This window comes from Paramixta manurensis (genome assembly GCF_013285385.1).
GTDB lineage: Bacteria > Pseudomonadota > Gammaproteobacteria > Enterobacterales > Enterobacteriaceae > Paramixta > Paramixta manurensis.
In genome coordinates, this window is sequence record NZ_CP054212.1 from 140,502 (window position 1) to 164,129 (window position 23,628).

16 protein-coding genes are annotated in these 23,628 nt (G+C 53.1%); 14 read left to right on the top strand and 2 right to left on the bottom strand.

Features of this window, described 5'->3' with window-relative positions:
• Nucleotides 1-162 precede the first annotated feature (162 nt).
• The 14 genes from bcsO to PMPD1_RS00740 all read left to right on the top strand — a co-directional run bounded on the left by bcsO (nt 163) and on the right by PMPD1_RS00740 (nt 21,686).
• Complete coding sequence (gene bcsO, locus PMPD1_RS00675; protein ID WP_173632243.1) at nt 163-765, top strand: cellulose biosynthesis protein BcsO; 603 nt, start codon at nt 163-165, stop codon at nt 763-765.
• Nucleotides 756-1,553, top strand: coding sequence for a cellulose biosynthesis protein BcsQ (gene bcsQ / locus PMPD1_RS00680; protein WP_173632244.1), 798 nt, complete (start codon nt 756-758; stop codon nt 1,551-1,553). Before bcsO ends, bcsQ begins: the two co-directional genes overlap by 10 nt.
• Nucleotides 1,554-1,646: 93 nt before the next feature.
• Nucleotides 1,647-3,752, top strand: a complete 2,106-nt coding sequence (bcsA, locus tag PMPD1_RS00685; RefSeq protein ID WP_173632245.1) for a UDP-forming cellulose synthase catalytic subunit — start codon at nt 1,647-1,649, stop codon at nt 3,750-3,752.
• Nucleotides 3,749-6,292 (top strand): cellulose biosynthesis cyclic di-GMP-binding regulatory protein BcsB, encoded by a 2,544-nt coding sequence (gene bcsB / locus PMPD1_RS00690; RefSeq protein WP_173632246.1) that lies wholly within the window; start codon nt 3,749-3,751, stop codon nt 6,290-6,292. The genes bcsA and bcsB overlap by 4 nt, the downstream gene beginning before the upstream one ends.
• 9 nt (nt 6,293-6,301) lie before the next feature.
• Nucleotides 6,302-10,252 (top strand): cellulose biosynthesis protein BcsC, encoded by a 3,951-nt coding sequence (locus PMPD1_RS00695; RefSeq protein WP_173632247.1) that lies wholly within the window; start codon nt 6,302-6,304, stop codon nt 10,250-10,252.
• A gap of 2 nt (nt 10,253-10,254) precedes the next feature.
• Nucleotides 10,255-10,701, top strand: coding sequence for a cellulose biosynthesis protein BcsD (gene bcsD, locus PMPD1_RS00700; protein WP_173632248.1), 447 nt, complete (start codon nt 10,255-10,257; stop codon nt 10,699-10,701).
• A 45-nt stretch (nt 10,702-10,746) separates the two neighbouring features.
• Nucleotides 10,747-11,712 carry a family 8 glycosyl hydrolase gene (locus PMPD1_RS00705; protein WP_173636072.1) on the top strand — a complete coding sequence of 322 codons (966 nt, stop codon included), beginning with the start codon at nt 10,747-10,749 and terminating at the stop codon, nt 11,710-11,712.
• Nucleotides 11,713-11,906: 194 nt separating this feature from the next.
• Entirely contained in the window at nt 11,907-13,916 is a 2,010-nt protein-coding gene (gene hmsP, locus PMPD1_RS00710; protein ID WP_173632249.1) for a biofilm formation regulator HmsP, read from the top strand.
• A gap of 205 nt (nt 13,917-14,121) precedes the next feature.
• Nucleotides 14,122-15,408: a dicarboxylate/amino acid:cation symporter gene (locus PMPD1_RS00715; protein WP_173632250.1), complete on the top strand. Its 1,287-nt coding sequence runs from the start codon at nt 14,122-14,124 to the stop codon at nt 15,406-15,408.
• 269 nt (nt 15,409-15,677) lie between these two features.
• Nucleotides 15,678-17,168: a M16 family metallopeptidase gene (locus PMPD1_RS00720; protein WP_173632251.1), complete on the top strand. Its 1,491-nt coding sequence runs from the start codon at nt 15,678-15,680 to the stop codon at nt 17,166-17,168.
• A 309-nt stretch (nt 17,169-17,477) separates the two neighbouring features.
• Nucleotides 17,478-19,544: a lipase family protein gene (locus tag PMPD1_RS00725; RefSeq protein ID WP_173632252.1), complete on the top strand. Its 2,067-nt coding sequence runs from the start codon at nt 17,478-17,480 to the stop codon at nt 19,542-19,544.
• A complete protein-coding gene (locus tag PMPD1_RS00730) occupies nt 19,519-20,298 on the top strand; it encodes a hypothetical protein (protein ID WP_354292731.1) in 780 nt (259 codons plus the stop codon). Before PMPD1_RS00725 ends, PMPD1_RS00730 begins: the two co-directional genes overlap by 26 nt.
• Nucleotides 20,299-20,670: 372 nt before the next feature.
• The gene (locus PMPD1_RS00735) at nt 20,671-20,907 is read left to right on the top strand and encodes a hypothetical protein (protein WP_173632253.1); all 237 of its coding nucleotides are present in this window, start codon (nt 20,671-20,673) and stop codon (nt 20,905-20,907) included.
• On the top strand, nt 20,904-21,686 hold the full coding sequence (locus PMPD1_RS00740; RefSeq protein ID WP_354292733.1) for a hypothetical protein: 783 nt from the start codon (nt 20,904-20,906) through the stop codon (nt 21,684-21,686). Before PMPD1_RS00735 ends, PMPD1_RS00740 begins: the two co-directional genes overlap by 4 nt.
• A gap of 66 nt (nt 21,687-21,752) precedes the next feature.
• On the opposite strand, the gene PMPD1_RS00745 is transcribed toward PMPD1_RS00740, so the two are convergent.
• Nucleotides 21,753-22,394 carry a glutathione S-transferase family protein gene (locus tag PMPD1_RS00745; protein WP_173632254.1) on the bottom strand — a complete coding sequence of 214 codons (642 nt, stop codon included), beginning with the start codon at nt 22,392-22,394 and terminating at the stop codon, nt 21,753-21,755.
• Between the two features lie 55 nt (nt 22,395-22,449).
• A complete protein-coding gene (kdgK, locus tag PMPD1_RS00750) occupies nt 22,450-23,382 on the bottom strand; it encodes a 2-dehydro-3-deoxygluconokinase (RefSeq protein ID WP_173632255.1) in 933 nt (310 codons plus the stop codon).
• Nucleotides 23,383-23,628 lie beyond the last annotated feature (246 nt).

Sequence of the window (23,628 nt, forward strand, 5' to 3'; positions counted from 1 at the left end):
AAACGGCGAAACCCTCCTGATTCATAATTAATTCAGTCCATTAAAAGCGCTGCATATAATTATTCAATGGCTTCGACCGCGTAATTTTATAGGAGTATTCTTACAGGCAGAGTCTTCATATGTTATATTTTTCAGAAACCTATCCTGAATAAACAGAACCCTATGAAAAGCTACGATGATTTGCAGCGTTTCAAAGACAAAACCCAGACGCAAGGTATCGATTTCAAAGATATGTCTGAACAAACATTAGAGTCAGATACTACCCACTGGGCGATTATTAAGCAGTTATTGCAGGATGGAACCAGCGAAAATGTACTGGAGCGTAGCCAGCCTATCGATCAGAGCTTACCTCAACCGATAGCAGAAGATCTCTTTGCCGCATTACCGGCGGCGTCGCCGGGCGAGCCTGAGAAGCCAGCGCCAGGGCCTGCGATAAAACCGCTGACCACCATGAAACCCTTTGCAGCCGTGACATCGTCGGCTGAAACCGGCGGTTCGTTATTGGCGAGCGTCGCGGCGTCATTAAAGCCAGCGGCGGAACGGCCGATAAATGCATCAACGAGCGTACCGCCGCCGGTATCCGCTCAGCCCGCCAGGCCGGAGGCAACTCGCCCGTCGTTTCCACCGGAAGCGCGCGCCGCCGCCGCGTCAGTGACGCCACGCTATCAGGCTCTGTTCCGAGCCCGTAATGGCAGTGGTACTGGCGGCGTATCCAAAGATTCGTTGCTTAAACCCCTGTTGGAGAAAATTGCGTTATGCCGTTAGTTTGTGTCTGTTCGCCAAAGGGGGGCGTAGGAAAAACGACCCTGACCGCTAATCTGGCGTATGCATTGGCGCGCGGAGGCAGCAAGGTTTTAGCCATCGACTTTGATATGCAGAATGCATTGCGCTTGCATTTTGGCGTGCCAATCGCGGATAACCGCGGCTATGTTGCCCGCTCGGCGGATCAGCATGACTGGAGCCAATCTATCCTGACCACCGGCGGCAATATTTTTGTGTTGCCGTATGGCGATGTCACTGAAGAGCAGCGGCTGGGTTTTGAACATAACCTGTTGCACGATCCGCATTTTTTACGACGCGGCTTAAGTACGGTACTGAATTATCCGGGGCTGGTGATTATTGCAGATTTCCCGCCGGGCGCCAGTGCGGCGCTAAAGGCGATGAGTGAGCTGGCCGATCTCCACTTAGTGGTAATGATGGCGGATACCGCTTCGCTTTCGCTGTTACCGCAAATGGAGAATGATCGCCTGATTGGCCGACCGTTAAATAACAAACTGGGGCGCTATTTCCTGCTTAACCAGAGTGATAACCGGCGCAATATCAGCCGTGATGTCACGGCTTTTATGCAACAGCGGCTTGGCGATGAGTTAATTGGCATGGTGCATCGCGATGAAAGCGTGATAGAAGCCAATGCGTCTCAGCGTTCTATTTTTGATTTTAGTCCGGTCTCTGCGGCGGCATTTGATATTGAACTTATCGCTAAACGTGTTTCCGGATTACTGGATATTAACGTCGGGAATGGTGAAGTCTCAGCCACGATACGCACGCAGTAAATTCCTGGTTATGCCAAAAAAATGCCTCACTCACCAGCAAGGTTAGCCGGTGTTGAGTGAGTAAAATAATGACTCCTAATACCCGAGGGAATCATGAATAAGTTTCTGTTCTGGCTACTGTTATTACTATTATTTCCGGTAGCCGCTGTGATTGTGATCACTCCGATGGATAGCCAGAAGCAGTATATATTTGGCCTAATTAGCATTGCGATTTTATTCCTATTAGGCTTCAGCAAAAGCCATAAAATATCGATCGTGATGGTGACTCTCTCGGCATTAATGTCGACGCGTTATATCTGGTGGCGCGCCACCGAAACGCTACATTTTAATTCCGAAATTGAGGCGATATTAGGGATCGGGTTATTTATTGCCGAGCTATACGTGTGGGTGATTCTTATCCTCGGCTTCCTACAAACCAGTTGGCCGTTAAAACGGACAATTGAACCTTTACCCGATGATCCGAAGTTGTGGCCGACGGTTGATGTTTATGTGCCAACCTATAATGAAAGCCTTGATGTGGTGCGCGATACCGTATTAGCGGCACAATGTATTGATTACCCGCGCGACAAATTAAAAATCTATGTACTGGATGATGGAAAGCGTAGCGAGTTTGCGGTTTTTGCGGCGAATGCCGGTGTCGGTTACATCACGCGTAACGATAATAAACACGCGAAAGCGGGTAACCTTAATCACGCCATGAAGCTAACGCATGGCGAGTTGATTTGCGTTTTCGATTGCGATCACGTGGCAACGCGAACCTTTTTACAGGCCACGGTTGGCCCGTTCCTCAAAGACCCGAAGCTGGCGTTATTACAAACGCCGCACTACTTCTATTCACCTGACCCGTTTGAGCGTAACTTGCGCGCGGCCCGCCATATTCCGAATGAAGGTGCGTTATTTTACGGCCCGGTGCAACAAGGGAATGACAACTGGAACGCCACCTTTTTTTGCGGCTCTTGCGCGGTAATTCGTCGTTCGGCATTGGAGGAGATTGGCGGCTTCGCGGTAGAAACGGTGACCGAAGATGCGCACACCGCTCTGAAAATGCAGCGGCTGGGCTGGGGCTCGGCATTTTTGGCTATTCCGCTGGCCGCCGGGCTGGCAACCGAACGCCTTGGTCTACATGTTATTCAACGTACCCGCTGGGCGCGCGGGATGACGCAGATCTTCCGGGTGGATAATCCACTCCTTGGGCGGGGCCTGAAGTGGCAGCAGCGCTTATGTTATTTAAACGCGATGCTGCATTTCCAGTTCGGTTTACCGCGGGTGATCTTTCTGACCGCGCCGCTGGCCTATTTGCTGTTTAACCTCAATATTATTCACTCATCGGCTTCATTAATTTTTGCCTACGTTTTGCCGCATTTAGTGATGTCGTTATACGTTAACTCGCGTATGAATGGGCGCTTTCGCTACACCTTCTGGGGCGAGATTTATGAAACGGTGATGGCATTCCATTTAGTGATCCCCACCCTGTTAACCTTAATTTCGCCGAAGCACGGCAAATTTAACGTGACCGATAAAGGAGGATTGCTGGATGCGGGATTCTTCGACTTCAATATTGTACGCCCGCATGTGATTGCCGTTGTTTTGCTGCTGATTGGCGTAATTGCGGGCATTGTCCGCGCGGTTGGGCATCACTATTTTGGGGTCGATCCCTATGTTATTGCACTCAACGTTGGTTGGGCCACTTTCAGCTTAATTATTTTGATGGCGGCAATTGCGGTAGCGCGCGAGACACGGCAGGTGCGCAAAACCATCCGTATTGATGTCACGATCCCGGTGATTGTTCACTACGCCAGCGGTATCTCCTCTCGCACCGTGACCTCGAACCTCTCGATGGGGGGCGCACAGATTATCGCGCCGGATACGCGCCATTTGAATGATGAGGTGGAGGCGATCGATTTACTGCTGAATTCCGGCGCGATAACGATTCCGGTCAGTACCGTTATGGGAGATGAGCGTGTGATCCGATTGCGATTCAGCGAAATCCCGCTGGCCCGACGTCGTGAATTGGTCCGGGTGGTGCTGGCGCGTGCTGATGCGTGGATCAAACCACCGTATCAACCAGATAACCCTTTGCGCTCATTGCTGACGATTATTCGCACCGTTTTTGAACTGTTTTGGCTGACGTGGAAAACGCGGCGTGACAGAAAACGTGCCGCCACGGCTGAAGAAATACAAGAGGATCACGCCGCATGACGTGCAGGTGTAAGCTGTTATTAGTCATTCTGTGCATGTCTGGGCTGTTCGTAATCGGCCATGTCAGTGCGGATGAACCGCCAGTGACGCAGGATAGCGGCGCGTTATCAGCGTTGCCGCCTCCGGCAGATATGGGCGGCGCCGAACAACAACTGCGCGCGACGGCGGGTAGTGAACCGTATGCGCCATCGGCGCCCATTCCACCAGCGGATAATACTTCGCCATCGCCATCGGCGCCTGTTCCACCGGCGGATAATACTTCGGCATCGCCATCGGCGCCCATTTCACCGGCGGATAATGCACCCGCGATGCCCGCGCCGACCGTACCGGATGCGCCTGACGGCGCACCGTTATCGGCAGATCAAAATACCTTTTTTCAGCCGATAAGTAGCGCGATAAGCGTTGCGCAAATGGGACAACCGCAAGGGATCACGCTAAGCGGTGGGCAATTGCAATCGGGTATCATGTTTACCCTACCTGGCGACCAGGTCATTACCCACGCCCGTCTCGACTTATCGTTACAGGTTTCGCCTGAGTTAGCCGCGCGCAACACCTCCCTCCAGTTAATGCTTAACGGGCAGCCGCTCGGTACTTTACCTTTGGGCGCAGCCAACAGCGATAAGGTCGATTATCAACTCGATATACCGGCGGCGATGGTGGTTTCAGCCAATAACCTGAGCTTTCGGGTTAATGATGCGGATAAGTTGCTGTGTGAGCGCGATAGCGCGACAAAGTATCAGGTAACAATACTGCCTACGACCCAGTTAGCGCTGGAAGGCCAGTTACTAAACCTGGGGACGCAGATGCGCAATTTTCCGCGCCCGTTCATGGATGCGAAACAGATGACGGCCGGGAATGTTGCCATGGTGTTTCCACAAAATGTGGTGCCGGGAGAAGTTAGCGCGGCGGCCACGGTCGCCTCGTGGTTTGGTATTCAGGCCGATTATCGCGGCATCCGCTTTCCGTCGATGCGCGGCCAATTGCCGGAAAAGAACGGTATCGTGTTTGGACATCCCGGCGAGCAGGTTGGGACGTTGACGCTGCCCGCCGCCGATGGCCCGCTGCTGCAACTGGTGGATAACCCGAATAACCCGATCTATAAATTGATGCTGGTGGTCGGGCGGGATGATGAGCAGTTGCGCCAGGCCGCATGGCGTTTAATTAACCAGCCGCTCAATGTGGAGGGCAACACGCTGCAGGTGACGCCCGCTACGCTGCCGAAACGCGTGGCTTACGATGCGCCGCGCTGGATTAATACCGACCGTCCGGTGCGGCTTAGCGAGTTGCTGCGTGAGGATCAAAGCCTCACTGCCAACGGGATCTGGCATGATGCCCTGCGCGTCAACTTCCGCGCCGCGCCGGATCTGTTCCTATGGGATGGTGATACTTTCCCGGTACGCGTCAGTTACCGTTTCCCCAGCGAAAGCTGGATTGATGAAGATAATTCCTACCTCAACATCATGCTGAATGGCACCTTTCTGCGTAACTTATCGGTAAATAAGATCGGCCTGCTGGAAAGTATTTGGCATCGGTTAGGCGGCGATGCGCGCCAGGAAGAATATACTTTAAAACTCGATCCGTATTTGATTTATGGTGATAACCAACTGCAGCTCTATTTCAATATTAAACCGAAAGCTGACGCACCCTGCGGTGTGTTATTGAATAACAATATCAAAAGCCGCATTGGTGAAGAGGCCTCTATTGATTTAAGCCATACGCGCCATTTCACTCTGTTGCCAAACCTTTCCTATTTTGTTGGCGCGTCTTTCCCCTTCTCGCGCCTGGCCGACTATTCGCAAACGGTGTTGATGTTGCCGCCTGCGCCGGGGGATGCCGAAATATCGACGATGCTGGATATGGCGGGCCGGGCCGGAAACGCTACCGGCGTTGCGCTGTATCAAAACCGCGTGCTGTTTGGTATCCCGACCGGAGGCGTGAACCTCGAACGACTGCGAAACAGCGATGTGTTGGCGGTATCAACCAGCGGCGAAACGGTATTTAACCAGCAAATGTTGGCGAGTTCGCCCTATCAAACTAATGACCGGACATTTGGTGTAAAAGCGCCGAATACGCTGGATAAGGTGCGCAGTTGGGTGACCGGCGACTGGTACCGTCAGCCGCTGGATGCCGACCGTTACTTTTCTTCTAACGAAGCCTGGCGTGGCTTCCTTAGCTATCGTTCGCCGTGGAGCCCTTCACGGCTGGTCGTGATGGCAACAGCCAGTAGCGATCAGCAATTGCTGCGCCTGCATCATGACTTAGCATCCTCGGCGATTAACGCCGGTATTCGTGGCGATACCGCGATTATTACCGACGAGACCGGTATTCGTAGCTTCCGGGTAGGGCCGCAGTTCCCAAGTGGGCAGATGCCTTGGTACATGATGATCGTGTGGTATGCCAGCCAGCATACGGTATTGCTGGCCTTACTGGCGCTGCTGTTTGCGGTGATTATTGGTAGCGCGACCTTTGCGGTACTTAAACGTCATGCCTGGCAACGACTCCATCCGCAACGGCCCGACGATCATGCTGGCAAGCAGTAAGGAACGACCATGAGAATTAAAAACGTAGCTGCCAGAATGCAACAAACCTTGTTATTTAGCGGGCTGGTCGCGGTCGGCGCGTTTGCGCCGCAGGCGTTTGCCGCCGAAGCCAATCCGGCGCTACAAGCGTTGTTTGATCAGGCTGAATATTGGCATCAAAAGGCCCATGACGAGTTGGCGAGAGATGCACTGCAAAAGGTGCTTACCGTTGATGCGGGAAATACCCAGGCGCTCTATCTGCTGGCGCTTTACGCGCAACAGAGCGGTGATAACGTGGCGGCCACGCAATGGCGCAACCGGCTGCAACAGGTTTCGCCGCAGGACCCGCACTTGGCCGAGTTGGATACCGCCCGGCAGATACAGTCGATACCCCCGGCGCAACTGGCGCTGGCGCGCCGTGAGGCACTGGGCGGTAACATTAGCGCCGCGTTGCAAACCTGGCGCAATACTTTTAGCGGTAGCCAACCGCCGGACAGCGTGGCGGCGGAATATTATCTGACCATGGCGGGCGATCGTGCCTTACTGCCACAGGCTATTGATAATTTACGTCAGTTGGCGGGGCGACATCCGCAGGATACCGGGGCACGCTTGGCGCTGGGTAAAGCGTTAACCTATCAGGACGCAACCCGTCGTGAAGGTTTGCAACTGTTGGATAGCATGGCGAGCAATAATAATGCGGAAGCCAATCGCTCCCTGCGGCAGGCGCTGCTGTGGTTAAGTCCGCAACCGGAAGATGCGCCGCTCTATCAGCGCTACCAACAGCTTCATCCGGATGACCGTGCCGTGGCGGATTATTTTCGCAGCAATGTGGGCGGCGCGGAGAAGGGCCAGGGCTATACCGCGCTCAATCAAGGGGATGTTGCGGGGGCGCAAAGCGCGTTTCAACAGGTATTGCAGGCCAATCCCCAAGATGCCGATGCCTTGGCTGGCATGGGGTATATCGCGCAGCGCAGCGGCAATTACTCCGCAGCGGCAGACTATTTGGAACGTGCGGCGAAACTCGGCGGCACCCAGGGGGCGCAACGCCAACAGCAAGCGGACGATGCGCGCTTTTACGCGCAATTAGCCGATGCGCAGCAGGCGATGAAAGCCGGCGATACTACAAAAGCCCTGGCGCTCAGCGCTCCGCTGGTGACGGCGCAAGGGGAAAAAGGGCAGGCGGCGAAGTTATTCCGCGCCGATATTTTGCGGCGCACCGGGCAGGTGGAACCAGCGGAACAGGCGTTTCGTGACATCTTGCAAAGCGACCCGGATAACCGCAATGCGAAAGAGGGTTTGTACTACCTGCTGCGCCAGCAGAATCGCACCGCAGAGGCCAGCGCACTGTTTTCAGCGCTACCGGCTTCGGTGCAGGCTAGCATGACGCCGCGCCCGGTCAGTACCAGCGAGCCGGTACGTAACCAGGCGCGCCAGGCGCTGGCGGCCGGTAATCCTCAACGGGCGATAGCTATCTTGCAGCAAGGGCTACTCCGTTTTCCGAACGATGGTTGGTTACGGCTTGATCTGGCGCGCATTTATCGCCAGCAGGGCGATACCCTTTCCGCCTCCAATACCGCTCAGCCGCTGATGCGCACTGGCGCTAGCGTTAACGAGCTGTATGCTGGTGCGATCAACGCCAGCGAAAGCGGTGCCTGGCAACAGGCCAGTACGCTATTGGCGCGTATTCCACCGCGTAGCCAAAATGCCGAGATGCGTACCTTAGCGCAGCGTGTGAACTTTAACCTGCAAATGGCGACAGCCGATCAATACTTGGCGCGTGGTCAAAACGCGGCGGCGGCGAATACGCTCAAAGCGCTGGCGGTGAATCCACCGGCTAATCCGGTTGACGCGGGCAAGCTGGCGCAAAATTTGGCGCAAGCGGGCGACCTGAATAGTGCGGTTCAGGTGGTTCATAATAACCTTCAGCGCGGCGTGCAAGGTAACGCCGGGGATTATGCTGCGCAGATGGCGGTGCTTAACCAGGCGGGATTGGGCGATGAAGCGCAACGTTTCCTTAGTGAACCTGAATTGCAGGCGCGTAGTACGCCCACGCAACTGGCGGGGATTCGCAATGGTTATTTAATAAATGAAGTCGATCGCCTACGTGAGCAAAAACAGTATGCCGCCGCTTATGACAAACTGATTGGCGCTTTGCAAAACGATCCGAAAAACCCGGATTTAATGTTTGCGATGGCGCGACTTTACCAGTCCGGCAAAATGAACCAAGAAGCCGGAGTGGTTTACGATTATCTGTTAACACAAGATACACCGACCCAAGATGCCCGCAGCGGCGCGATTGACGTGGCGCTGGCGCAAAATAACGTGGCGAAGGCGCGCACTTTAGCCAACGGTTTGCATGGCGAACAAACGCCGGAGCGCCTGTTGTTGTTGGCACGCGTTTCCGAAGCGGAAGGGAACCATAGCGAAGCGCTCAGCTACCTCCGCACCGCACGCGGTAAGATGATTGGTCTGCAGGGTGCGGAAACCGGCAGCGTACCGGATATTGGCGGGCTGGCATTAGCTGATAATCCGTTTATTAATCGCGGTACGCCTTCTGTGCGCCGCTCACCGTCCAGCTACGGCAGCGTTATGCCATGGCAGCAGGCGCCGAATGGCGCAGAGTATCGCGATGCTGACCCGGCAAGCGGCGATCTGGCCGCGAACCCTACGGCGCAACAGAGCCGCACGCTGCACCAAATCGATACTATGATGGATGATTTGGAACAACGTACCGGTACGTGGGTACAGGCTGGCGTACAAATCCGTGGACGTGACGGAGAATCCGGTCTGAGTAAACTGACCGAGGCAAAAGCGCCTTTAACCTGGTCGAGCGTGCCTTTTGGCGATTCGCGTTTTGAATTCACGATTACGCCAGTTGCGCTCAGCGCGGGGAGTGCGGGCGGCGATGCCGATCGCCGGTTTGGTACCGGCGCGTTATCGCAAGCAGTGAATGCGGCGGTACAGACGCTGAAAAATGAAAAGGCACTGAATAACGGCAAGGCCTATACCTTTAATGACCTTAACCCACTGACCACGCGTGGCTTACAGAAATTGCAAAGCTTGCAGGGTACGCTTGCATCGGCCACCAATAAAGCCAATCTTGATGAGACGCCCGCCAGCTCCTCTGGCGCGCAAAATGGCAATGGCGTTGAGCTAAAACTGGCGTTAAGCAGCGATAAGTACAAGATCGATCTTGGCAGTACGCCGTTGGGGCAGGATCTGACTACCCTGGTCGGCGGCATCCAATGGTCGCCGAAGCTAACCGATTATTTAACGCTGGTGCTAACCGGTGAACGACGCGCGGTTACCGACAGCCTCTTGTCATATGTGGGCGTCAAAGATGGGCTGTCGGGTAAAAGTTGGGGCCGGGTAACCAAAAACGGCGGCAATGCGCTGCTGAGCTATGATAACGGCGATGCGGGTTTTTACGCTGGCGTAGGCGCTTATAGCTACTTGGGGGAAAACGTTGCCAGCAATACCAGCGTCAACGCCAATGCGGGCGCGTATCTACGCCCCTTCCACTTTGATGATCGTGAACTGAAAACCGGCATCAACATTGGTTGGATGGATTTCTCTAAAAACCTCAGTTACTACAGCTTCGGTCAGGGCGGTTATTTCAGCCCGCAGAACTACGTCAGCGTCTCCTTCCCGGTGGAGTTTACGCAAAAATATGATGATCTCAATATGCGCATCGGCGGCTCAGTCGGCTATCAGTCGTATTCGCAGGATCGCAGCGCTTACTTCCCGAACGATCCGGATTTCCAAAATATACTAGAGCAGGCGGTGGCGAACGGTTCGGCGAAAGAGGCGTTCTATTCCGGCGGCAGTAAAAACGGTATTGGCTATAATCTCCATGCGGGAGCCGATTATAAAGTGAATAAAGATGTCACCATCGGCGGTCAATTGGGGTACGACACCTTTGGCGACTATAACGAAAGCACTGCCCAGCTTTGGTTCCGCTATATGCTCGGAGATAAATAAGCATGAATGCACAACAACACGCGTATCAACCGGGATGGTTTGATCTTTTCAGTATTATGGTGAGCGGTATGCTGGAGAACGCGGGCGAGGAAGAGAGCCATGCGTTTCTGCGCCAGACCGGAGATGATCTGGCTGCCCGCTATCCATTGGCGGAAGCCCGTACCGTGCAGGATTTAGAGACGCAGATAAACCTCGCGCTGGCACGCTTTAACTGGGGGTTTGTCGAGATACAACCGCAAGAGAATGCCTTAACGCTGCTGCATATGGCGCTACCGGAAGGGCGCGATGAACTGGCGCCCGCACTGTGGCGCAGAGCATTGGGGGCGGTATTCAGTGGCTTATACGCCCGCTGGTTGCGCGATCAGGGCGGCCATGCGCAGGTGCCGCTGAGTTGTGATGCCGAGGCGGATGCGTCATTGCTGTTATTCCGTTATCAAAAAGGTCTTTAAGTGAAGAGATTACCGCCCTTGTTGCGTAAAGGAATACTGTTACTGATGCTGATTCTGTGTAGCGCGCAGGCCGCCGCCAGCGATGGCTGGAATCGGTATAAAGCGACCTTTCTGTCTGGCGATGGTCGTATTGTTGATACCGGCAATAACAATGTTAGCCATACGGAAGGACAGGGTTATGCCATGTTGTTGGCGGTGCATTATGATGATCGCGACAGTTTTGCACGTCTGTGGAAATGGACCTCGACGCATTTAAGTAACCCGCAAAATGGGCTGTTTTACTGGCGCTACGACCCGGCGGCGGCGAATCCGGTCGCGGATAAGAATAACGCCGCCGATGGCGATGTGTTAATTGCCTGGGCGCTGCAACGCGCCGGTGAAAAGTGGAATAATGCCGACTATCTGGCGCAATCAGATAAGCTTCAGCGCGCCATTGTCGCGCAGGATGTGGTGACGTATGCCGGTCATACGCTGATGCTGCCCGGCGCGCAGGGGTTCAATAAAACCAGCTATGTGATCCTTAATCCTTCCTATTTTATCTTCCCGGCGTGGCGTGACTTTGCCCGTCGTAGCCATTTGAAAGTTTGGAATCAATTGATTGATGACGGGCTGGATGTTCTGGGAGAGATGCAGTTCGGCGCCAGCCAATTACCGTTGGATTGGGTGGCCATGAATGCCGATGGCAGCATGGCGCCTGCCACCGCCTGGCCGCCGCGCTTTAGCTATGATGCGGTGCGGGTTCCGCTCTATGTGTGGTGGTACGATGCGCAAAGTCTGCGTCTCACGCCGTTCCAGCGTTTTTGGGGCAATTTTTCACGTTTACGTACACCAGCCTGGATTGATGTGATCGCAAACGAAAGCGCGCCCTACAATATGGACGGCGGGCTACTTGCTATCCGTGATTTAACCCTCGGCGATACCGGTAATCTGACAGAATCGCTTTCTGAGCGGCAGGACTACTACTCCGCAAGTTTGCAATTGATCGTCTGGATGGCCTGGCAAGAACGTTAACGGATGCGGCGTGTCGCGCCGCGCTTTCTATAAAGCTCGCTTCCTTTCCACACATTTCGCCTACGCTTATCATCGGTACCTCTGCGGCCGGAATGATGACGGGGATTACTCTGATTAAAAAGCATTGCCTATAGGATATACTGAGAGCCGTTTTGGCTCCCTTATTGAGTTTTCCAGGACTCTGGAGAAGCGTTTTGCGCGTTAGTCGGTCACTTACGATCAAGCAGATGGCGACGGTTTCGGGCGTTGCGGTAATTACCATCTGTATTTTTATCGTTATACAGCTTTTTCATTTTGTGCAGCAGCGCAGGATTGATTACGCCCGGCAGATGGAGAATATTGCGCATACCGTGCGTCAGCCTCTCTCTGAAGCGGTGCTCAAGGCAGATATTCCGCAAGCCGAGCGTATTTTGAATACGCTAAAACCTGCCGGGATCTTAACCCGTGCCGATGTAATGTTGCCCAATGCATTTCAGGCTTTGCACACCAATTTTGAGCCGGAAAAACCGGTGCCGCGTTTGATTGCGCGCTTATTTGAATTGCCGGTGCAAATTACCGTACCGTTGTACTCGGTGGAGAGTAGCGCATCGCCTAAACCGCTGGCTTATTTAGTGCTACAGGCCGATTCCTGGCGCGTATATCAATTTATTCTCAGCACCATCTCTACCATGGTGACCACCTACCTACTATTAGCGCTGATTTTATCGGTGGCGATTAGTTGGTGTATAAACCGGCTGGTCATCCATCCGCTACGCGATATTTCCACCGAACTGCAAGCGTTGCCGCCGCAGGATATTCTGACGCATCAGCTGGCAATGCCGCCGCTGCACCACGACGATGAAATCGGCATGCTGATACGCAGCTATAACCGTAATCAGCAGGTGCTGGAGTCGGTGCATGATGAAATGACGCGCCTGACCACCCATTTTGCGCTGACGGATTTACCTAATCGTACCCTGTTTCTGGCCTTGCTGGAGCAGCACCTTAGCGCGGTTGAGCATGACAGCGCGTTCGCCGTGATGCTGGTGCGTATTGAAACGCTACAGGAAGCTAATGGGGTATTGAGCGATGAGCAGCGTGACATTTTGATGTTAACACTGGCGGAAAAAATCCGCAGCGCGCTGGTTGATCGCACCGTACTGGCTCAATTGGGTATCAGTGATTTTGTGTTGCTGGTGAAAAAAGCGAAACATCCCTGGCGGGCGATGCGCCTGGCGCGCGATCTCATGGCGCGCTTGAACCAGCCGGTGACGCTGCAGCAAATACAACTGCGGCCTAATGTCAGTATCGGTATCGCCCAGCGTGATGCCGCTCGCTTAAGCGCCAACGAACTGCTGAGCCGTGCAACATCGGCTATGATGTCGGCACGCCACCAGGGGAAGAACCAAATTCTGTTTTTCGACCCGGTGCTGACCGAACGCGCGCAAAAGCGTTTAACGCAAGAGCATGACATTTTACAGGGGCTGGAAGAGGAGCAGTTTGCGTTATTCCTTCAGCCGCAAATTGATATGAATAGCGGCGCGTTGGTCGGAGCGGAGGCGCTATTGCGTATGCGTCAGCCCGATGGTCGCTACTGTTTACCCGAGGATTTTATCGCCAACGCCGAAGAGATGGGGGTCATTGGCAGTATTGGCCGCTGGGTTTTTGCCGAGTCTTGCCGTGTGTTAGCCGGATGGCAAAAGCGGGGGATTACTATTCCGCTCAGCGTCAATATTTCGGCGATGCAACTCCGCGACCCGGCGGCGGTGACGCGTCTACGCGACTTATTGTTACATCATCGCATCGCGCCGGGCAGCCTGACGCTGGAGTTAACCGAAACCGCCAGAGTCGGTGATGCCGAGCAGACCATGGCTTGGTTACGCGAATTACAGCAAGCGGGCGTCTCGGTGGCGTTGGATGATTTTGGTATGGGTTACTCAAATCTCAATTACTTGCATACATTCAAATCGTTACCGATCAATAAGCTGAAGATGGATCGTAGCTTCGTCGCGGCGCTACCGCATGACGACACCATGGTAAAAATAATCGCCGCCATTGCGGAGATTATCGGTTTGGATGTGATTGCCGAAGGGGTAGAAAATGCCGAGCAGCGTGACTGGTTGCTGGCGCGTGGCATTACCATCGGGCAAGGTTATTTGTTTGATGAAGCGTTGTCGTTAGCCGCTTTTGAGAAGTGGTTACCGCCGCTTTCAACGCAATCCTGATCGCGGGCCGGCTTCGTTGCGGCGCGCCCAAGGTTGCCACGCGCATTGTTAGCTGAAGCGGTTCAGTTCATAAAAAACGATTATGAATGCGTCGACTTATGTCAAAATATATCAATCCTGTTAATGCGGTGTTATTTTCGCGCTGTCGTTTGATTATAACTACAGCGATACAAATCGAACCCATGCCGTTAACGGATCCGCTTGTATGAAAACTTCTCTGTTCAAAAGCCTCTATTTCCAAGTGTTAACAGCTATTGCCATCGGGATCCTGCTTGGCCACTTCTATCCGGAGTTGGGCGCGCAGATGAAACCCCTGGGCGATGCCTTTGTAAAACTGATCAAAATGATCATCGCACCGGTTATTTTTTGCACCGTGGTCACCGGCATTGCCGGTATGGAGAGCATGAAAGCCGTGGGGCGCACCGGCGCGGTTGCGCTGCTCTATTTTGAGATTGTCAGCACCATTGCCCTGATTATCGGGCTGATTGTGGTCAACGTATTACAACCCGGCGCCGGGATGAATGTCGACCCTTCGACGCTGGATGCCAAAGCGGTTGCGGTGTATGCCGAACAGGCTCAGCATCAGGGCGTGATTCCATTCTTGTTAGATATTATTCCCGACAGCATCATCGGCGCTTTCGCCAGTGGCAATATTTTACAGGTTTTGCTGTTTGCCATTCTGTTTGGCTTTGCCCTGCATCATTTGGGCGATAAAGGCACCCTGATGTTCAATGTCATCGAGAACTTCTCGAAGGTGATTTTTGGCATCATCAATATGATTATGCGTTTGGCGCCGCTTGGCGCGTTTGGCGCGATGGCATTCACGATTGGTAAATATGGCGTGGGATCGCTGGTGCAACTGGGCCAATTGATTCTCTGTTTCTACATCACCTGTATTTTGTTTGTGGTGATTGTGCTGGGCGTTATCGCACGTTATACCGGTTTTAATATCTTTAAATTCATTAGCTACATTAAAGAAGAGCTGCTGATCGTATTAGGAACCTCGTCTTCAGAATCCGCCTTACCGCGGATGCTGGATAAAATGGAAAAACTGGGTTGTAAGAAGTCAGTGGTCGGCTTGGTTATCCCGACCGGTTATTCTTTTAATCTTGATGGCACCTCGATTTATCTGACCATGGCGGCCGTGTTTATCGCTCAGGCAACCAATAGCCATATGGATATTTTGCATCAGGTTACGTTGCTGGTGGTGTTACTGCTGTCGTCAAAAGGGGCGGCTGGCGTTACCGGTAGTGGCTTTATTGTGTTGGCGGCGACGCTCTCGGCGGTAGGGCATCTGCCGGTTGCGGGTCTGGCGTTAATTCTCGGGATTGACCGTTTCATGTCGGAAGCGCGTGCGTTGACCAATTTGGTGGGGAATGGCGTGGCGACGGTTTTCGTCGCCAAGTGGGTCGGACAGTTGGATGAAACGCAATTGAAAGAGACGCTCAGCTCGGCCAAAAAGTCAAAAAAGGTGTCTGAAACGTCTCTTTAAGCTACTCATTCAGCGAAAAATCGCCCCCAAATGCCTGCCGCATCTTGCCCTCGCGGCGGGCATTTGCATAATAAACCCACTTATCTTTTTTCATGATATTTCACTTCGTTGCGTGACATCCTCGTCTTCGCGTGGTCTAAGAAGCGATTCTTGTAATATACGGCGGCTTTTCCTGGTCATTGCCTGATCATTAAGCGGAAAGAGAGTGGTAAGTCGTACCGGGCCAGTGAGTATTATTTTTTTGGTTTGTGATTGAGTAGGGGTTCGCAATGCAGGGCACCAGAATACGTCTTTTGGTTGGTGGTTTGTTGCTGGTAGCGGCTGGTAGCACGGTGCAGGCTGAAACACTACAACCGGATCCTGCCTGGCAGCAGGGCAAATTAGACAATGGATTTAGCTGGCAGTTGCTGAGTACGCCGCAGCGCCCTGGCGATCGAGTAGAAATTCGTTTGTTAGTTAGTACTGGCTCACTTGTCGAAGGGGCAACACAAACGGGTTATAGCCATTTATTGCCGCGTTTGGCGATGGTGCATAACGCGGCGCTGGACCCGGCGCAGCAGCGCGCATTGTGGCAACAGGGTATGGACCCGGGCCATCCTTTGCCGCCCGCAATTACTTCCTATGATTACACCATTTATAATTTAAGCTTGCCGAATAACCGGCCCGAAATGGTGAAGGAAGCCTTGGATTGGCTGGCGGCCACCGCCGGTAAAATGAGTATTAATGAACAAGTGGTTAACACCGCTATCGCTGCGGATGATCCTATTGCGACTTGGCCGGCTAACACGCAGGACGTTTGGTGGCGTTACCGCATGAAAGGCTCAAGTTTACTGGGGCACGATCCGGCGGAAGCGCCGAAAGCGCCGCTGGATGTTGCGCAAGTTAACGCGTTTTATAAGCAGTGGTACACACCGGATGCGATGACGTTATTTGTGGTAGGTAACGTTGATAGTCGCAGCCTGACCGAGCAGATCGGTAAAGCCTTTTCGTCGCTGGAAGGTAAACGTGAAACACCTTCGCCAATTCCAACACTCTCTCCGTTGCCGCATGAGCCGGTTAATCTGGTGAATGGCGATGTAACGCAGGATCGCTTGTCACTGGTGTGGGACACGCCCTGGCAACCCATTCGTGACTCGCAAAATTTGATGCATTACTGGCAAAGTGACCTGGCGCGTGAAGCGCTATTTTGGCATGTGCAACGTGTGTTGAGCGACAGTAAAGCGCAGGGTGTTCAGGTTGGGTTCGACTGCCGGGTGCTGTATCAGCGCGCGCAGTGCGGTATCAATATGGATTCAGGGAATGCCGGGCTTGAGAACAATATGACGTTGGTCGCTCATGAGTTGGCGAATATTCGCGACAATGGCTTACCGCAAGCGGAGTTTGATGCGCTGATGGCGCAGAAAGTGGCTGAGTTGAATAAGCTGTTCGCGACGTATGCGCGCACCGATACTGATGTATTAATGAGTCAGCGTTTACGTTCACAACAGAATGCGGTCGTGGATATTGCGCCTGAGCAGTATCAGACGTTGCGGCAGGCTTTTTTATCTAATCTAACCTTGCCGATGTTGAATGAGGAGCTCCGTCAGCAGTTGTCGCAGGAGTTGACGATGGTGTTAATGCAACCGCAAGGTGAGCCGGAGATTAATATCAAAGCGTTGCATGAGAACTGGCAGAAGATTATGACGCCGCCGCCTGCGCCACCCGCCGTGTCGGAGGATAATAAGCCTGAGGTTTCGGACATCCCGGCGCCACAGTCATAATAGCATCAGCGCGGGGCTAGCTGCTCCGCGCTGATTGTGAGTGTTTACTAACTTCATTAAACCACACGCAACTCTTCGTAAGACAACATGATATGAATGTGGCATTAGGTCAAAAATGGCCCTGGCTTTAATTCTGTAACCGACACAAGACCAGGTACTCTCAGAGGGGGGAAAGGCGGCCAGTTCAGCAGAGAAAACGATCACGCCAGGCAGAATAAATCGTTTCTTTGTCCTGGAACAATGACGTTAAAATCACGCGCTGGTTACGATGGAACGTTATTTACACATAGGAATGTGAAGGGAATCGGCATGGAAATTATTGGCGACAATACCTGTGTCACCAGCCTCAGGCCCAAAGGGAAGGTTGTTTACTGTCGCGGTGAGCCGCATAAATACTGGCTTGAACTTCAGTTCGTGGATGAGAACAATACCCCGATAGCCGGGCTGAACGTACAACTGAAATACTCTCCACTGGCCTCTGAGAGGGAGGTCGCCATCGCTCGTAGTCGCGGCTACGACTACAACCCCACGCCTCCGCCTAATCCGCCCGCCGGAGTGACCGACAGCCAGGGACTGGTCCGTTTCGATGACCTCTACTGGATCACGGTTAATGTGAAGGTTGACGGTCAGCAACTGGCCGATGAAATGGAACAGCGGCCGCTGGGCGTTCGCCGCAACCCGAACAGCCAGCCGGTGACCAATAATTTATTCAGACCGGAAACCCGCGACCCGTCATGGTGCACTGATGTGCAGGAGAAAGCAGAGGCCAGCGGGCATATGCATCATTATGTCACTATTGGCGAACTCTGTGACCGGCTGCCGCATATTGAGGGCTGGAATGCGCCTGAGCCGCCGAAATTCCATTTCCCGCCGGGAAAATCGCTGAAAGGGACGGAGATTGCGCGGGAGGCGCTGGAAAAACGGCATGTGATTGAGATCTGCCCGTTCCGGGCATGGGTGCTGGCGTTGCACGACACGAAAGAGTACGACCTTGCCAACGGATATAACCTCGGCATTATGGCCGATCTCGCCTATACCGCAGAAGCGGCAAACCCGGCCATCGATTATTTTTTCCGTCAGAAGTGCCAGGATCTGTCCTGTATCCCGCAATTTGCGGAGTTCCCTTCTTATTTTCACGCGTTGGCGGTAGATGTACCGTTCCGTGACCACTATCGGGCTCCGGTCTACCTGAACACAGGGGCAGAACAGTACGGGGAAGGCGATACCCGACTGTTTACGGTGGAATGTGGTATGCACGTGCTGGTTGCCTGGTGCGGCACCGACAGCCTGCTGAATGTGGTAACCGATTTATCCTTTGCGCCGAAGCGCTGCCTGCCGGATTTGGCCGGTGAGGGATATGTTCACGGTGGTTTTCTGGAAGCTTATCAGCTGGCGAAGCGGAAGTTTGGAGAGAAGTTTGATCTTCGAGCGCTCAGAACATCTTTAGACAAAGGAAAGTCGCTGTTCATTTGCGGGCATAGTCTGGGCGGTGCGCTGGCGCTGCTGTATGCCGCCGAGATGAAAGTTTATCATCCCGTGCTCTACACCTATGGCATGCCGCGCACCTTTACGCGTAAGGCGATAGCCTCACTGAGCGCCATCACGCATTACCGGCACGTCAACGATAACGACACGATTACGCAGATCCCCCCGGATGCCGATCTTGATAATGCGTTCTACGAGGTGTGGGGCCCACTGGGGGACAAGCTGGGGTTCGACTGGTCGCTGACCACGGCCGCCGGGCTCAGTGTGACGGTACGGGATCTGACGTATCAGTCGGCGGGACTGATGGAGAAAAAAGATCCGTACTGGCACCACGGCAGTACGGTAATATTTTTCCGGGCGCAGCAGTGCGCGATACGGGCCGCCAGTCGATACCAGAAAAGCCTGATCGACGGCCAGACATACACCCGGCATTTTGTGGCTGTGAAGCTGTTCCTGGTGCCGTCCCTGAATGAGGAGTGCCTGAAATCCACCGGCGAGCATCAGGTGGCGTTTATCCAGTGTCTGGATCCGGCCAGCCTGAAAAAGACCTTTCCACAGAATACCAATCCGGTGCTGAACGGCATTGGTACCGATCCCCGCAGCCACTCAATGGCGCACCGCTATCTGCCGTATCTCCATAATCAGGTGCTGGAGCTGGCCGACCCGGCGCGAGATATGAGCAGAAAAGCGATGCGGGAGAGATTCCGGGGCGAGGTTGAGAAGGATGCATCCGGCAGCAATCCGGATGAGGTGGAGCGCAACCGCGGGTTCCTGGCGCTTCAGGATATGTTGCCGGTAACGCTGAAACGGACACGGGCTGAGGAAACCGGAAAAAATGCGCTGATCCGCTTTGCGGAGGTAACGGATGAAGACGTTGAATTTTCTCAGTAGAGCCGCTGTTATTGGGTCCGCTTTCGGGCTGCTTTGCGGGTGTGATAACCGGCCTGACCGTACGCTGTCGCCCCGGGAGGAGGCTAAATGGGTGACGGTGACTTTTCGCGTACCGGAAGGAATAACGCTTAAACCTGCGGAGCTGCTGTACCGCTCGGAACAGTGTAAATCTGTGCGCTATAACTCGAGTAATGAGCCTCATAATATTCCGGGCTACAACGATGTTGAACAGCCCTTCAGTTCGCAGGACGGCAGCGATAGTCGACGTCTGCGGGTTGCCGTGGATGGCGGCGGCTCATGCCACTGGCAGCTGAACTCACTGATGGTAAGCTTCAGGATAGCGGGAGATAATCCACTGGTGAAGGGAAAAGAGGTGATTGATACCAGCTATATCTTCGATTTCGGCGACTACGGACTCAGTGACGGCTACGGGACCGGGCGGGCTAAAGCATTCGGCGGTGAGCAACTGGCGCTGAAAACAGACTTTTTCCCTATGGTTGTTCACCATATAGATAATAAATTAGACCTGTCTCTTTTTGGTGGTGATACAGGACGCGAGCAATGGCGGAGAAGATATAAAATAGTAAATGCGAAACGCATTGATATTGAACCACAAATACATTTAACAAAAGTAGTTGAGTTAGTACCACCTGCTATTCGTCCTGGAAACCTGACTGCAACTTATCCTGATGGCAGTAGTGAAGAAATACCTTATATCTACCCGGATTACAACAAGTTACTGTCGATGAAATAATCAAAGCATGCATTAAGTAAAAGGATCTTCCTGAGGTCCTTCTACGCCTTCAACCTCCGAACTCGCTCGTTTTATTTATCCGGCAGAACCGCATTAAAAATGCACTTAGCGTACGGTTGGGCTTCAAACCCCATGAATTTTTATTAAGCTACGCATAACTCTTCGTAAGACAACACCATATGAACGTGGTATTAAGTCAAAAAAAGGGTCTTGGTTTTAGCTCTGTAACCTACACAAGGCAGACTATTCTCAGAGTAAAAGCGACCGTTTCAGCAGAGAAAGTCGTTTCTTTGTCGTGGAGCAATGACGTTAAAATTACGCCCTGGTTACGATGGAACGTTATTTATACATAATAATGTGCAGGGAATCAGCATGGAAATTATTGGCGATAACACCTGTGTCACCAGCCTCAGCCTCAGCCTCAGCCTCAGCCTCAAAGGGAAGGCCGTTTACTATCGCGGTGGGCCGCATAAATACTGGCTTGAATTCCAGTTCGTGGATGAGAACACCAACCTGGTGCTGAACGGCATCGGAACCGATCCCCGTAGCCATTCGATGGCGCACTGCTATCTGCCGTATCTCCAAAAATGCCCCGGAGGTAACGGATGAAGACGTTGAATTCTCTCAGTAGAGCCGCTGTTATTGGGTCCGCTTTCGGGCTGCTTTGCGGGTGTGATAACCGGCCTGACCGGACGCTTTCACCTCCTGAAGATGCCAGATGGGTGACGGTGACTTTTCGCGTGCCGGAAGGGATAGCGCTACAGCCTGCAGAGCTACTGTACCGTTCGGCGCAGTGCAAATCTGTACGCTATAACTCGAGTAATGAGCCTCATGATATTCCGGGCTATAACGATGTTGAGCGGCTATTCAGTGCGCAGGAGAACAGTAATATCCGCCATCTGCGCGTTGCTGTAGATGGCGGCGGCCGGTGTCACTGGCAACTGAACTCGCTGAGGGTGAGCTTCAGGATTGCGGGAGATAATCCGCTGGTGAAGGGAAAAGAGGTTATCGATACCAGCTATATCTTTGACTTCGGGGCCTACGGACTCAGCGACGGTTACGGAACCGGGCGGGCTAAAGCGTTCAGCGGGGAGCGGCTGGATCTGAAAACAGACTTTTTCCCTATGGTATTTATTAATCATATGTTCAAAAAAACAACACTGAAACTTTTTGCGGGGGATACTAATTACGAGCAATGGCGTCGACGTTATCGCTTGTCTAATACGGATAACATTTATCTGAATCCATTAGTACATATCAATAAGCTCGTTACACTTGAGAGTCCTAATCCCCCTCCAGGAAATATTACCGCACTCTATCCTGATGGCAGCCGTGAGGATATACCGTATATCTATCCAGATCACGACAAGTTACTGTCGTTAAAATAATCAAATCATGCATTAAGTAAAAGGATCTTCCTGAGATCCTTTTACGCCTTCAAACGCCAGGAATTTTTAAACCACACGCAACTCTTCGTAAGACAACATCACATGTTCACGGTAGGCCGGACGCTGTGTGAGGCGTTGATAATACGCGTAAAGCGCCGGTAAGTCGGCCCGCTCCATATCCAGGTCAAAGTAGCGATACAACAGTGAGCCAAACGGAATATCGGCCAGGGTCAGTTGATTACCCACTAAAAAGTCGTGCTGCGACAGGCGTTGCTCCGCAATGTTTAAAAAGCCAGTCAGGCGAACTATTGCGGCGTGGATCGCTTCAGGGTGGCGATCTTTTTCCGCCACCCTAACCAGTTGCCAAAAAATAGGCGCGGTAAAGTTGAGCGAAACGTTTATTTTGGCCCACTCGGCCCAAATGTCGACTTCGGTACGGGCGGTTAGATCGCGCGGCCAGAATATCTCACTGCCATAACGCTGGCCTAAATAACGTAAGATAGCGTTGGTTTCAAACAGCGCAGGCCCGTTATCATCTTTTAGTACCGGTACCAGGCCGTTTGGATTCATTGCCAGAAAGTCCGGCGTATCGTTCCCGCCGTATTTCCCGCCGACGTCGTAGCGCTCAAAGGGGAGCTGGAGTTCACCAATACCCCACATTAATGACTGCACGTTAGATGATGTTTTACGACCCCAAACCGTTAACATTGCGTTACCTCCCGCGAATAAAGTGTATAAGGCGGTGAAACTAAACCTGGCGTCATTATTGCGGCATGGCGCTTAACGGAATAATTGCGCCGCGATACTGAATTACCGTACTGGCCGTAAGATGACCACGTTTAGCCGCCTCTTCGGCGCTGCCGCCCTGTAACCGCACGGATAAATAACCAGCGCTAAAAGAGTCGCCCGCGGCCGTGGTATCCACCACTTTTTCCGGCGGCAGTTTTATCGCCGGTACGCTGAGTAACGGCGCATCTCCGAGGGCGATTAAACAGGCCTCGGCGCCGCGTTTAATCACGATCTCTTCCACGCCTGCACCGCGTGCGCGGGCCACTACGGCTTCAACTGGCTCCTCGCCCCACAACGCGGTTTCATCGTCCAGCGTCAAAAACGCAATATCGGTGTGGGACAACATGGTGTGGTAAGCATGCTGCGTCTGTTGCGGGTTTGCCCACAGACGGGGACGATAGTTATTATCAAAAATAACCTTACCGCCGTTGCGACGACATTCCGCTAGCAGCGTCATCAGCTTTTCACGGCTCTCTGCGCTTAATATCGCCAGGCTAATACCACTTAAGTACAGATAATCGCATTGTGCGAGTTGGCGGCAAATGTCTGCGGTATCCGGGCCTTCCAGCCAGTAGCGCGCGGCGGCTTCATTGCGCCAATAATAGAAAGTCCGTTCACCGCGCGCATCGGTTTCGATGAAGTATAAACCGGGTAGCTTATTTTCCAGACGCTGGATAAGGCCGGTATCGACCCCTTCACGCTGCCAGGCGTGCAGCATTTCATCACTAAAATTGTCGGTCCCCAACGCGGTGACATAGGCGACGCTTAATTGTTCAGCCGCCACCTGACGGGCGACATAGACCGCCGTATTCAGGGTATCGCCGCCAAAGCCGCGGCTGAGCGCGGTTCCTTTCTCTGATAGCTCAATCATGCATTCGCCAATAATGGCTATTTTTTTCGTCGTCATCGATCTTAGCCTGTAGAAAAATCAGCCTTTAGTCTCGCCGTCGTTGTGAGGGGAGTCAATGATTTAAAACAGTGTTTTAATTTTATTTAAGTGCAGCGTATGCTGATTAAACTGCCTGATAAGGCGGCGAAATACAGTGCTATTGTCGCGATTGAATATGCAGACGGCTGGTAGAGTGCTTCGGCGAAGGGTTAACCGATGGTGACCATACGTTATCCCGACGCTGGCAAGCGCGGGCAACCTTTA